Source organism: Stenotrophomonas sp. GW821-FHT01H02A, assembly GCF_059422145.1.
Genome location: NZ_JBWKWI010000001.1, coordinates 570,772 through 583,114, shown reverse-complemented (window position 1 = coordinate 583,114; position 12,343 = coordinate 570,772). Strand labels below are relative to the sequence as shown.

At 68.4% G+C, this 12,343-nt stretch carries 11 protein-coding genes; 5 read left to right on the top strand and 6 right to left on the bottom strand.

Annotated features, from left to right (window positions below; translation table 11 throughout):
* Positions 1 to 96 precede the first annotated feature (96 nt).
* Genes AC07WC_RS02770 through AC07WC_RS02760 form a run of 3 tightly spaced genes read left to right on the top strand, consistent with a single transcriptional unit; the run spans position 97 to position 2,287 of the window.
* Positions 97 to 777, top strand: coding sequence for a YggS family pyridoxal phosphate-dependent enzyme (locus AC07WC_RS02770; protein WP_495208641.1), 681 nt, complete (start codon positions 97 to 99; stop codon positions 775 to 777).
* A gap of 27 nt (positions 778 to 804) precedes the next feature.
* A complete protein-coding gene (proC, locus tag AC07WC_RS02765) occupies positions 805 to 1,626 on the top strand; it encodes a pyrroline-5-carboxylate reductase (RefSeq protein WP_495208640.1) in 822 nt (273 codons plus the stop codon).
* A 58-nt stretch (positions 1,627 to 1,684) separates the two neighbouring features.
* Complete coding sequence (locus tag AC07WC_RS02760; RefSeq protein WP_495208639.1) at positions 1,685 to 2,287, top strand: short chain dehydrogenase; 603 nt, start codon at positions 1,685 to 1,687, stop codon at positions 2,285 to 2,287.
* A gap of 25 nt (positions 2,288 to 2,312) precedes the next feature.
* Here the strand turns inward: AC07WC_RS02760 and soxR are convergent, their stop codons facing one another.
* Positions 2,313 to 2,747, bottom strand: a complete 435-nt coding sequence (soxR, locus tag AC07WC_RS02755; protein WP_172838051.1) for a redox-sensitive transcriptional activator SoxR — start codon at positions 2,745 to 2,747, stop codon at positions 2,313 to 2,315.
* 90 nt (positions 2,748 to 2,837) lie between these two features.
* On the opposite strand from soxR, the gene AC07WC_RS02750 reads away from it, so the two are divergent.
* A complete protein-coding gene (locus AC07WC_RS02750; RefSeq protein WP_495208638.1) occupies positions 2,838 to 4,211 on the top strand; it encodes an MFS transporter in 1,374 nt (457 codons plus the stop codon).
* 21 nt (positions 4,212 to 4,232) lie between these two features.
* Here the strand turns inward: AC07WC_RS02750 and AC07WC_RS02745 are convergent, their stop codons facing one another.
* Together AC07WC_RS02745 and AC07WC_RS02740 are read right to left on the bottom strand one after the other, a co-directional pair.
* On the bottom strand, positions 4,233 to 6,182 hold the full coding sequence (locus tag AC07WC_RS02745) for an esterase/lipase family protein (RefSeq protein WP_495208637.1): 1,950 nt from the start codon (positions 6,180 to 6,182) through the stop codon (positions 4,233 to 4,235).
* A complete protein-coding gene (locus AC07WC_RS02740; RefSeq protein WP_495208770.1) occupies positions 6,179 to 7,156 on the bottom strand; it encodes an Lnb N-terminal periplasmic domain-containing protein in 978 nt (325 codons plus the stop codon). The genes AC07WC_RS02745 and AC07WC_RS02740 overlap by 4 nt, the downstream gene beginning before the upstream one ends.
* A gap of 210 nt (positions 7,157 to 7,366) precedes the next feature.
* On the opposite strand from AC07WC_RS02740, the gene AC07WC_RS02735 reads away from it, so the two are divergent.
* Complete coding sequence (locus tag AC07WC_RS02735; protein WP_495208636.1) at positions 7,367 to 7,777, top strand: GFA family protein; 411 nt, start codon at positions 7,367 to 7,369, stop codon at positions 7,775 to 7,777.
* On the opposite strand, the gene AC07WC_RS02730 is transcribed toward AC07WC_RS02735, so the two are convergent.
* The 3 genes from AC07WC_RS02730 to AC07WC_RS02720 form a co-directional block, all read right to left on the bottom strand.
* The gene (locus tag AC07WC_RS02730; RefSeq protein WP_143592064.1) at positions 7,774 to 7,992 is read right to left on the bottom strand and encodes a hypothetical protein; all 219 of its coding nucleotides are present in this window, start codon (positions 7,990 to 7,992) and stop codon (positions 7,774 to 7,776) included. The two genes, AC07WC_RS02735 and AC07WC_RS02730, sit on opposite strands and share 4 nt — an antisense overlap.
* A 112-nt stretch (positions 7,993 to 8,104) precedes the next feature.
* Entirely contained in the window at positions 8,105 to 11,218 is a 3,114-nt protein-coding gene (locus tag AC07WC_RS02725; RefSeq protein WP_495208635.1) for an efflux RND transporter permease subunit, read from the bottom strand.
* A gap of 4 nt (positions 11,219 to 11,222) precedes the next feature.
* Entirely contained in the window at positions 11,223 to 12,329 is a 1,107-nt protein-coding gene (locus tag AC07WC_RS02720) for an efflux RND transporter periplasmic adaptor subunit (protein ID WP_495208634.1), read from the bottom strand.
* Positions 12,330 to 12,343 lie beyond the last annotated feature (14 nt).

The following is a 12,343-nucleotide window of genomic DNA, read 5'->3' as shown; positions in this document are numbered from 1 at the left end:
CCCATGACTGCTGCGACTGGAAGGTTCTTTCCCCGGGCGGCAGTATAGAGCGAGATGTGCACAATACGCTCCAGCCCCTGATCCACCGGACCCGCCGTGACCGCCCAGACCCTGCCGACCCTCCTGACGAACCTGCACAACGCGGCCGCGGCCGCCGGGCGGCCAGATCCGGTACTGCTGGCGGTCTCCAAGACCCAGCCGGCCGAGGCCGTGCAGGCCCTGGCCGCGCAGGGCCAGCGCGCCTTCGGCGAGAACTACGTGCAGGAAGCAGTGGCCAAGATCGAGGCGCTGGCATCGCTGGACCTGGAATGGCACCTGATCGGTCACCTGCAGTCGAACAAAGCCGAACTGGCCGCCCGCCATTTCGACTGGGTACAGAGCGTGGACCGCCTCAAGCTGGTCACCGCGTTGGCCGCGCATCGCCCGGCCGGCCGGCCGCCGCTGAACGTGCTGATCCAGGTCAACATCGATGACGAGGGCAGCAAGCACGGCTGCGCGCCGGACGACATCGACGCCCTTGCCGCCGCCATCGCCGCCGCGCCGCAGCTGCGCCTGCGCGGGCTGATGGCGATCCCGGCCCCGTGGCCCGACACTGCGCGTCGGCAGGCCGCCTTCACCCGCATGGCCACGCTGTTCGCCACGCTGGCGGCAGCGCATCCGCAGGTGGATACGCTGTCGATGGGCATGAGCAGCGATTACCCTGAGGCCATCGCCCATGGCGCCACCCTGGTCCGCATCGGCACCGCGCTGTTCGGCGCACGCCCGCAACCGGCCTGAGCGCCCTGCCCGTTCCAAGGAGACTTCATGAGCACGACCCCCATCACCTTCATCGGCGGCGGCAACATGGCCCGCAGCCTGATCGCCGGGCTGGTCCGCCAGGGCGTGGCCCCGGCCAGCATCCATGTGGCCGAGCCGGTCACCGCACTGCGTGACGCGCTGACCGCCGAGTTCGGGATCAAGAGCTGCGCATCCGCGACCGAAGCCGCCGCACAGGGCACGGTCTGGGTGCTGGCAGTGAAACCGCAGGTGCTGCGCGATGTCTGCGCCTCGCTGACCGATATCGCCCAGGCCAAGCAGCCGCTGGTGGTCTCCATCGCGGCCGGCATCACCAGTGGCCAGCTGGACCGCTGGCTGGGGGGTGGCCAGGCCGTGGTCCGCGCGATGCCCAACACGCCGGCCCTGCTTGGCGCCGGTGTGACCGGGCTGTTCGCCACCGCCGCGGTCAGCGCCGCGCAGCGCGCGCAGGCCGACACTGTGCTGGCCAGTGCCGGACGCACCGTCTGGATCGATGACGAAGCACGCATGGATGCGGTCACCGCCGTCTGCGGCAGCGGCCCGGCCTATGTATTCCTGCTGGCCGAAGCGATGGAGGCCGCCGGCATTGCCCAGGGCCTGCCGGCGGAAGCGGCCCGCACGCTGGTGGTACAGACCCTGCTCGGCGCCTCGCGCATGCTGGACGAATCCGGTGAAGCCCCGGCCGAGCTGCGTCGCCGCGTGACCTCGCCGAACGGCACCACCCAGGCGGCGATCGAAAGCTTCCAGGGCGATGGCTTCGAAGCGATCGTGGCCCGCGCGATCGACGCGGCGACGACGCGTGGGCAGGCATTGTCGGCGGCGAACGATTGACGACAAGCGCAGCCACGCATGGCGTGGCGCTACCCCTACGTTTACGGGAGACATGCACATGAAGATCCTTCTTGTCGGTGCCAGCGGCACCTTGGGCCAGGCGGTGGCCAGCACGCTCGGCGTCCATCACGAACTGATCCGCGCCGGTCGCCACGGCGGCGACGTGCAGGTCGACCTGACCGACGACGCCAGCGTGCATGCGCTGTTCGCGAACGTGGGCAAGGTCGATGCGGTGATCGCGACCACCGGCCAGGTGCACTTCGGCCCACTGGCGCAGATGCGGGCCGCCGACTTCAACCTCGGCCTGCAGGACAAACTGCTCGGCCAAGTGCGGCTGAGCCTGGCGGCGCAGCATCATCTCACCACCGGCGGCTCGATCACCCTGACCAGCGGCATCATCAGTGCCCAGCCGATCCGGGATGGCGCCAATGCCACGGCCGCCAATGCCGCGCTCGAGGGCTTCGTGCGCGCGGCGGCCTGCGAACTGCTGCCGCGTGGGCTGCGCATCAACGCGGTGAGCCCGAACGTGCTGGTCGAATCGATGGACGACTACGGCGCGTACTTCCCCGGCTTCGAAGCGGTGACCGCACAGCGCGCGTCGCTGGCCTACCAGCGCAGCGTGGAAGGGATACAGAGCGGGCAGGTGTTCACCGTCTGGTGAGGGCGGTGCCGGCCAGCGGCCGGCACTACTCCCAGCGGCGCGGGCCGTCGCCCTGATCGCCCAGCGTGTCGCCGGGATTGGTCAGGCGGCAGCGTTTCAACGACAGGCAGCCGCAGCCGATGCAGTCGGTGAGCTGGTCGCGCAGCAGCAGCAACTGTTCGATGCGCTGGTCCAGCTCACTGCGCCACAGCGCCGACATCCTGGCCCACTCGGCCTTGGTCGGCGTTTTGTTCTCCGGCAGGGCCGCGAACGCGGTCGCCACCGCCTCCAGCGGCATCCCGACCCGCTGGGCGACCCGGATCACCGCCAGCCGGCGCAACACGTCGCGGGCGAAGCGGCGCTGGTTGCCGGCAGTGCGCAGGCTGCGGATCAGGCCCTTGCGTTCGTAGAAATGCAACGCCGATACGGCCACGCCGCTCCGTTTGGCGACTTCGCCTACACTCAGTTCCTGCGCGATCACTGCTTGACCTCAACCATGGTTCAGGTCGCATCCTGCGCGCTGCTGGATTGCTCTGCAAGCCCGGCCCTTCCCCCGATGTCTGGAATCCGCATGTCCGCTGACGCCTCCGCTCCGCCCGCCACCGCTCCGGTGGAGGACGCCCCGATCCCCTCGATCCTGTCCCCTGCCTACCGTGCGACCACCATCGGCATGGTCGCGCTGGTTTCGCTGCATGGTTTCGAAGCCCTGGCGGTGGCCGCGGCGATGCCGACCGTCGCCCATGACCTGGACGGGCTGCGCCTGTACGCGCTGGCGTTCGGCGGCACGCTGGCCACCAGCGTGATCGGCATGACGCTGTCCGGTCGCTGGAGCGACCAGCGTGGCCCGGCACGCCCGCTGTGGCTGGGCCTGGCCTGCTTCGTTGCCGGCCTGCTGGTGGCCGGCTTCGCCCAGCACATGCCGGTGCTGGTGCTGGGCCGCCTGATGCAGGGCCTGGGGGCGGGCGCGATTTCCGTAGCGCTGTACGTGCTGGTCGGGCGCTCGTTCCCCGAGCCGATGCGGCCGCGCGTGTTCGCCGCCTTCTCGGCCGGCTGGGTCGTGCCCTCGCTGATCGGCCCGAGCATCAGTGGCCTGATCGTGCAGCACCTGGGTTGGCGCTGGGTGTTCCTGATCGTGCCGCTGCTGGCGATCCCGGCGGCACTGCTGCTGCGCCCGGCCCTGCGCCAGGTCGGCACGGTGGCCATCGGCAGCAGTGGGCGCAACGTAGTGCCTTGGGCAGTGGGCGCCTCCTTCGGCGCGCTGGCGCTGTACATCGGCGGACAGCAGCAGGGATGGCTCGCCATCGCACTGCTGGCGCCCGCCCTTGCGCTGCTCGCCCTGTGCAGCTGGAAGCTGCTGCCGACCGGTACGCTGCGCCTGCGCCGCGGCCTGCCCAGCGTGATCGCCCTGCGCGGCATCGCGGCCTCGGCGTTCTTCGGTTGCGAAGCCTTCCTGCCGCTGCTGCTGCAGCGCGAGCGGGGATTGACGCCGGTCGTGGCCGGCGTGGCATTGAGCCTGGGTGCGCTGGGCTGGTTCTCCGGCTCGTGGCTGCAGGGTCACCAGCAGCGTGGCTGGTCGCGCCGGCACCTGCTGCAGGCCGGTGCCCTGTTGATGTGCGTCGGCATCCTGGCCACTTCGCTGGCGATCCAGCCGGGTGTGCCGCTGTGGTCGGCAATGGTGGGCTGGGTGCTGACCGGACTCGGCATGGGCCTGATCTATCCCAGCCTGTCGGTGCTCACCCTGTCGCTGTCGCCGCCGGCCCAGCAGGGCGCCAACACCTCCGCCCTGCAGCTCAGCGAGGCGCTTGGCGTGGCGACCACGCTGGCGGTATCCGGTTCGTTGTTCGCACTGTTCCTGGAGGGCCGGGAGGCGCTCGGCTACCTGCTGACCTTCGCGATCATGCTGGTGCTGGCGATGCTCAGCGTGGTGGTGGCGCGACGCATCTGAGCCGGGGTCGGCCACGCCTCCTCATGGATGCGTGTCGCCGACCTCTTTCAGATCCTCACGCAGGATGCGGCGGATCTCCAGCACGGCCTGCGGGGTTTCCTGCACGCTGTGCCCGGAGATGATCACCTTTTCCGACACCGCGCCATCCAGGTGTGCGCTCCAGTACGGCACCAGGCCATCGTCGGACTGCAGCAGGGGCACGTCCGGCTTGCGCTGGGCGATGATCGAGTGGTACTTGAGCCCCGGCATGATCGGCAGTGCACCGGCCGCCTTCACGAACGGATCGCTGGCCTTGAGGTTGTCGATGCTGTTGGGAATCTGCAGCTTGGTGGTGCTGTTGGCCGATTCGGATTCCTGCAGGGTCAGGAACACATCCTCGAACTTGCCCAGGATCGTGATCGGCAGGCGCACCAGCCGGCCGATCAGGCGCCCCAGCCGATTGCCCGCGATATCGGTGCCCTTGTGCGGGGCCGCGATGAAGATCACCCGCTCCACGTTCGGCTCGGCGGTGAAATGCAGCAGCGGGCCGAGCTTGGCTTCGACCCGCTTCAGGCGTTCGCCCTTCAGTTCGTAGTTGGCCAGCAGGTCGTTCCACAGCACATCGCCGGAGGAGGTCACCAGCAGCCGCGCGAGCACGCCGCCCATGCTGTGGCCGATGAACACCATGTCCTTGGCCGCCGGGGTGCTGCCGTTCGGGTCGAAGTGCTTGAGCGTGTTGTTGAAGGCCTGGTTGATCTCGTAGCGGTTCAGTGCGATCGGCGCGTTGGTCGGGTAGTAGACCTGCCAGACCTGGAAATGCCGGCGCAGTTCGGGATCGCCCATGATCTCGTTGGCCACGTTCACCCAGGCTTCCGGGCTGCTGCCCAGCCCGTGCAGCATGAAGATGATGCGGCGGTTGGGATCCCACGGCTGCATCAGGTACATGTGCGGCGCGCCGATGCCCTCGCTCATCCCGAACAGGGTGCGCAGCGACTGCGTGGCAAAGCCGGACTGGGCCAGCCACAGGCCGTAGGCCGCAGTGAAGTTGCCGGCCAGCGGCACTTTCTCACCGTGCAGGTCCACGCTCTCGGTGGACTCGGGCGAGTACACATCGAACAACACCTGGGTGGTGTCCAGCACCTGCTGCAGGGTGTCACCCTTGAAGCGCAGCAGGGCGGTGGCATTGATCGCCGACATCTCGCTGTACTGCGGAATCTCCGCCTTCCCGCCATCGGTCGGCGCGACCAGCTTGGGCGGGTCCATGATCACCACAAGCTCGGCCCCGAAGCCGTCGCGGCGGTAGGTGCTGCGCAGGCCGGCGAAACTCACCGCCGAGGCGGACACCATCCGGGTCGGGATGCTCTGCATGCGCAGCTCATCGAAATCGGAGGTCAGCGTCCAGCGCTCACCGGCCACCGCGGCGTTGTAATCCTCACCTTCCAGTGCGCTCTCGCGGCTGCGCTTGAACACCACCGAGGCGGTCTGTTCGGCGGCGTAGTTGTAGTAGTCGCGCACCTGGGTCTGGCGATCCTCGAAGGCGCGGTCCGAGGGCGTTCGGCCGCTGAAGAACAGGTAGGCATAGGCATAGCGCGCCGCCTCCAGCCACGCATCCAGCGCCGCATCGGACATCGGCGTCTTCTCGCGGTCCTTGGGCTTGGGGGTCAGTGCCAGCGCTGTCTTCACCCACAGCTCGGACTGTGCCGACAGCCGCTGTTCCTCGGGCAGGACGTCGGTGTCTTCCAGCGTCTTCTGGCAGGCGACCACATCCTTCTCGCATTGCGCCACGTCCATGCCGATCACGCTCAGCGTTTCCTGCGAGGCGGCACTGAGCTTGCCCGAGGTCAGCACGTCGCCGCGCTTGTTGGCCAGGTACTCGGTCGGGGCCACCTGCTTCATGGTGACCATCGCGCAGCCGCTGGAGAGCAGCAGCGAGAGCACCACGGCCAGCAGCGGCAACGCGCGGTGCGGGAACATCTTCACTGTGGACATCATGGAACGCTTCCCTGCCCTGTCCCCGGGACGTCCCGGCGGATCACCCGTGAAAAATCATCGTTCTCATTGCTCGCCCGCGCACGTTCGGTGATCCGCCCGCGCGCCTTCAGCGTTTCGAACGGTACGCCGGGCGTGAGCACGCCCAGATCGCGCGCGTACTCGGCGAAGTAGCCCGAAGCCAGCAGCCGGTAATCCATCGGCAGGCCCGGCGCGATCTGCTTGGCCAGTTCGTACACGATGGTGGTGCAGTTGCTGGTCAACGTGTTGTAGAACGCTGGCGCGGCGTCGAGCTTGCGGGCCTCGCCGAGGTAGGACACGAACAGCGCCTTGAGCTGCGCCTGGGTCATGCCGTGCAGGCGGTACAGATACACATCCTCGCCACGCGCATTGGTGCGCGTGCGCACGATGTCGGTTTCCTCCGAGGCGACCAGGGTCATCTCGAACTTGCGGAAGAATCCGCCCAGCGCGGAAAACGACTCGCCGCGCTCCTTGCGGATCTCCAGCGAGAACACCAGGTAGCGGCCGTCGTCGAAGCCGAAGGAGATCAGCGTGTGCGCGATCGCCGGCCCCATCCAGTAGGACAGGATCAGGTCGGCCGAGCGCAGCTGGTCCAGGTTGTATTCGCGGCGCACCCAGCGCGCGTCATAGTCGGTCTCGCTGCGCCAGGTGAAGTCGCGCACGTTGTCGAGCACCACACGCGGGCCGTCAACCTCGACCACTTTCAGGCGCTGGGCGACATCATCGGCCCAGATGCGATCCTGGCGCGGGGTGAGCAGCAGCCACCAGATGCCCGAGGCAACCAGTGCCACGCCGTACAGCACGCCCGGCCAGCGTCCGGCGCGTGCACGCGCCACGCCGACCGCACCGGTGACGGCGAACACCACCCACAGGCCGACCAGCAGATACCGCAACCCGCCCGGCCCCGGCAGCTGGTAGGCCAGCAAACCGGTGATCCACAGCGCCGCCAGCAGCATCAGCAGCGCCAGCCCCCATCGTCCTGCCTTCTTCACGCATCGATCCATCGTCTATCCGGGGCCCTAGTTAGCCATAACCCCTGTGTGCGCCGCATGTCGAGCCTGTTCAGCTTCGGCCGGCGTTCACTCCCGGACCCGGCCACCCGCTGGCTTCGCCCGCCAGCGGGATCGCATACTTGCCCCACCAGTGGCTGCCAGGAAGCGTCACCCATGCAGGGACTCACCACCATCGGCGGGGTGCCCATCCAGCGCCACCATCTGCTGCGCTGCCACTGCGGCGCGGTGGTCCTGCGCCTGCACCTGCCGGACGGCGTGGTCTCGCCACGCCGCTGCGACTGCTCCATGTGCCGGCGCCGCGGCGCGATCGTGGCCTCGGTGAAGCTCGCCGATCTGGAGATCGTGCAGGGTCATGGCGAGCTGCGTCTGTATCAGTTCAACACGCATGTGGCCCGCCACCACTTCTGCGGCGTGTGCGGCATCTATACGCATCATCAGCGCCGCTCTTCACCGGATGAATTCGGCTACAACGTCGGCTGTCTGGACGGGATCAATCCGTTTGCTATCGGCGAGGTGCCGGTCAACGACGGGGTCAACCACCCCGCCGATGCCACACGCCCCTAGCGGCGACCCGGGCCGATTTTCTGCCACGGGGCCATGCCCTTGCGCCCATGCAGCAGCGGGCGCTTGAGCGGCAACCGGCGCGGCATCGGGATGCCGACCCCGGGTGCGGCGGTATCGTCCTGACGGAGCGACTCGGCGCGCTGGCCGACCAGCAGCGCCGCCACTTCTTCCAGCCCGTTTCGCATGGTCCGAGCGACCGTCTGCAGGGGATTCATGGCGTGTCTCCAAGCGCTGTGGGGACGATCTACGCTAATGGCGCGCCGGCATGGAAACCGTGAACGGAATGGGTCAAAAAGATGAAATCGGGGGTGCGCGGCGTCCCGCGGTTCAGGGTTCTGCCTGCGGCTCCGACCGGTCCTTGCCCAGTCGTCGCACCAGCACGAAGAACAGTGGCACCAGCAGGATCGCCAGCAGCGTGCCGGACACCATGCCGCCGATCACGCTGACCCCGATCTCGCGCCGGCTCACCGCGCCGGCACCGGTCGCCAGGGCCAGCGGGATCACGCCGGCCACGAACGCCAGCGAGGTCATCACGATCGGTCGCAGGCGCAGGCGGGCGCCCTTCAGGGCCGCCTCCACCGCCGAGCTGCCCGCGCGGTACTCGGCCTCGGCGAACTCCACGATCAGGATCGCGTTCTTGGCCGATAGTCCGATCGTGGTCAGCAGGCCCACCTGGAAGTAGATGTCGTTGACGAAGCCTGCCGCGGTGGTGGCGATCACCGTGCCGATCACCCCCAGCGGAATCACCAGCATCACCGCCACCGGCACCGACCAGCTCTCATAGAGCGCGGCCAGGCACAGGAAGATGAAGGCGATGGAAGCGGCGTACAGCCACAGCGTCTGGTTGCTGGACAGCTGTTCCTGGTACGACAGCCCGCTCCACTGCAGCGCGAACCCGGGCTGCCCGGCCACGAGCGCCTGCATGGTCTGCATCGCCTCGCCCGAACTGCGCCCCTCGGCCGCACTGCCCTGGATCTGCATCGCCGGCAGGCCGTTGAAACGCTGCTGCAGTTGCGGCCCGCGCGACCAATGGCTGCTGGCGAAACTGGCGAACGAAGCCATCTGCCCGTCGCTGCCGCGCACGTACCACTGGCCGATGTCGTCGGGCACGCTGCGGTAGGGCTGGTCGCCCTGCACATAGACGCGCTTGACCCGGCCGCGGTCGAGGAAGTCGTTGACGTAGGTGCCACCCCAGGCCGACGACAGGGTTGAATTGATATCGGCCTGGGCCAGGCCCAGCGCGCTGGCCTGCGCCTGGTCGATGTCCAGATGCAGCTCGGCCTTGTCGCCAAGCCCGTTGAGCCGCACCGAGGTGAGCCGGTCGTCATCGCTGGCCGCCTGCACCACGTTTTCCTGCGCGGTCTGCAGCGCCGGGCGGCCAGCTGCGCTGTTGTCCTGCAGCCACAACTCGAAACCACTGGACTGTCCCAGCCCACGCACCGCCGGCGGCGCCAGCACGTTGACCTTCGCATCGGGCAGGTTGCGGAACCAGGCGTTGGCGCGGGCGATGATCGCGCCGGCGCTGTGCCTGGCATCGCGCTCGGCCCACGGCTTGAGCGCCATGAACCCCTGGCCCGCGTTCTGGCCGGTACCGGCGTTGTTGCGGCCGACCACCACGAACACCACGTCCAGGCTGTCCTTCTCATGCTCCATGAAATAGCGGCTGATCTGCTCCCCCAGCGCCTCGGTGCGCGCCATCGGCGTGCCCTCCGGGGTGGAGAACTGGAAGGTCACCTGTCCTTGGTCCTCCACCGGCAGGAAGCCGGTCGGCATGCGCGCGTACAACACCACCATGCCGATCACCAGCAGCAGGTAGAGGGCCATCCAGCGCCGCGGGCGCGCCACGATGCCCCCCAGCTTGCCGCGGTAGCCGTTCTGGCTGCGCTCCACGCCGCGGTTGAACCAGGCGAAGAAGCGGCCCGGCGGCTTCTGCGCGCTGGACGGCTTGAGCAGGGTCGCGCACAGCGCCGGCGTCAGCGTCAGCGCGACCAGTGCCGAGAGCGCCATCGCCGAAGCGATCGTGATCGAGAACTGCCGGTAGATGATGCCGGTGGAACCGCCGAACAATGCCATCGGCAGGAACACCGCGCCGAGCACCACGGTGATGCCGATCAGTGCACCGGTGATCTCGCCCATCGATTTCTCGGTCGCTTCGCGTGGGGGCAGGTGCTCGTCGTGGATGATGCGCTCCACGTTCTCCACCACCACGATCGCATCGTCCACCAGCAGGCCGATCGCCAGCACCATCGCGAACAGGGTCAAGGTGTTGATGGTGAACCCGGCCACCGCCAGCACGCCGAACGTGCCCAGCAGGACCACCGGTACGGTGATCGCCGGGATCAGGGTGGCGCGCAGGTTCTGCAGGAACAGGAACATCACCACCACGACCAGCACGATCGCCTCGATCAGGGTGTGGATGACGCCCTCGATGGAGACCCGCACGAACGGCGTACTGTCGCGCGGATAGGCCACCGCCAGCCCGGGCGGGAAGCTGGGGCGCAGGCGCTCGATCTCGGCGCGCACCGCATCGGCGGTTTCCAGCGCATTGGCGCCGGAGGCCAGCGTCACCGAGAAACCGGAGGCCGGGTAGCCATTGAGGAAACTGGTCGTCTGGTAACTCTCCGCGCCGATTTCCACCCGCGCCACATCGCTCAGATGCACCGCCGCGCCCGAGGGCAGCGTACGCAGGATGATCGCGCGGAACTGTTCGGCGGTCTGCAGCCGCGACTGCGCGGTCACGGTGGCGTTGAGGCTCTGCGTGGCCGCAGCCGGCTGCGCGCCCAGTTCACCGGCGGTCACCTGGGTGTTCTGGGCCTGGATGGCACTGCGCACATCCGAGGGCATCAGGCCGAACGCGCGCAGTTTGTGCGGGTCCAGCCAGACGCGCATCGCGTACTGTGCACCGAAGACATTGATCTCGCCCACGCCCGGAATCCGGCTGATCGGATCCTGCACGTTGCTGATCAGGAAGTCCGCCACGTCCACCCGTTCCAGCCGCCGGCTGGTGTCATACAGCGACACCACCATCAGCGAATCGCCCTGCGACTTGGCCACGGTCACGCCCTGCTGCTGCACTTCCTGTGGCAGCCGGTTGATGGCTTGGTTGACGGCATTCTGCACCTGCACCTGGGCGATGTCCGGGTTGGCGCGCTGGTCGAACGTGACCGTGATCCGCGCCTGGCCCGAAGACGAGCTGGTGGAGGAGAAATACAGCAGGTGATCGATGCCCTTGATCTGCTGCTCGATCACCTGGGTGACGCTGTCTTCCACCGTCTGCGCCGAGGCGCCGGTGTAGTTGGCGGTGATGTTGACCTGGGGTGGCGCGATGTCCGGGTACTGCTCCACCGGCAGCTGGGTCACGGCGATCGCACCGAAGGCCATGATGCAGATGGCCAGGACCCAGGCGAAGACCGGGCGATGGATGAAGAAGCGCGGCAGCATGCGCTCAGTCCTTGCCGGCCGGTGCGGGCGCGGCCTTCACGCGCACCGCCATCCCGTCGGCCAGCCCCTGCGCACCGCCCACCACCACCCGTTCGCCGGACCGGATGCCGTCCAGCACCAGCCATTGGTCGCCCACGGCCCGGGCCGTGGTGAACGTACGTTGGCGTGCCCGCCCCTGCTCATCGACCACCCATGCCTGGGCGTCGCCGCGCGGGCTGCGGTCCACCGCCGCCTGCGGGACCAGCAGCGCCTGCTGGCGCGTACCCTGCCCGACCTGGGCGCGCACATACATGCCGGGCAGCAGCTGCCCGTCCGGATTCGGGAACTGCGCGCGCAGGGTGATGCTGCCGGTCTGCTGATCGACGTCGATGTCGGCAAACTCCAGCGTGCCGGCCACCGCGTAGTCGGTGCCGTCGGACAGCTTCAGGTGCACCGGCGCGGTAGTCGCCTGCACGCCTCCATCGGCGATCGCACGGCGCAGTGCCAGGTACTCATTGCTGGACTGGGTGATGTCCACGTTCATCGGATCGACCTGCTGGATCCGCGCCAACGGCTCGGCCTGGCCGGACGTCACCAACGCGCCGGGGGTGAACAGCGCACGCCCGATACGCCCGGAGATGGGCGCGACCACGCGCGCGAAACCCAGATTGGCGCGCGCGGTGTCGCGTACGGCCTGCGCAGCCTGCACCGCTGCCTCCGCCTGGTGATGCGTGGCGATCGCATCGTCCACGTCCTGGCGGGCGGCCAGCTGCTGCGTGCCCAACGCCTGCATGCGCTCGGCGCGGAGCCGCGCGGCGACCGCGGTTGCTTCGGCGGTCCTGACGTTGGCCTGCGCTTCGTTCACCGATGCCTGGTACAGCGTCGGCTCGATCTGGAACAGCGGCTGGCCAGCCTTCACCATTTCCCCCTGCTCGAACAGCCGCGACAGCAGCACGCCGGCCACCTGCGGGCGTACGTCCGATTCCTGCGATGCCACGGTACGCCCGGGCAATTCCTGGGCCAACGCCAGCGCGCGGGTCTGCAGGGTCAATACCGTCACCTCCGGCGGTGCAGGCGGCGCCTTGGCCGCATCGTTGCCGCAGGCACCCAGCTGCGTCACCACGACGAGCATGAAGAGCACGGCGC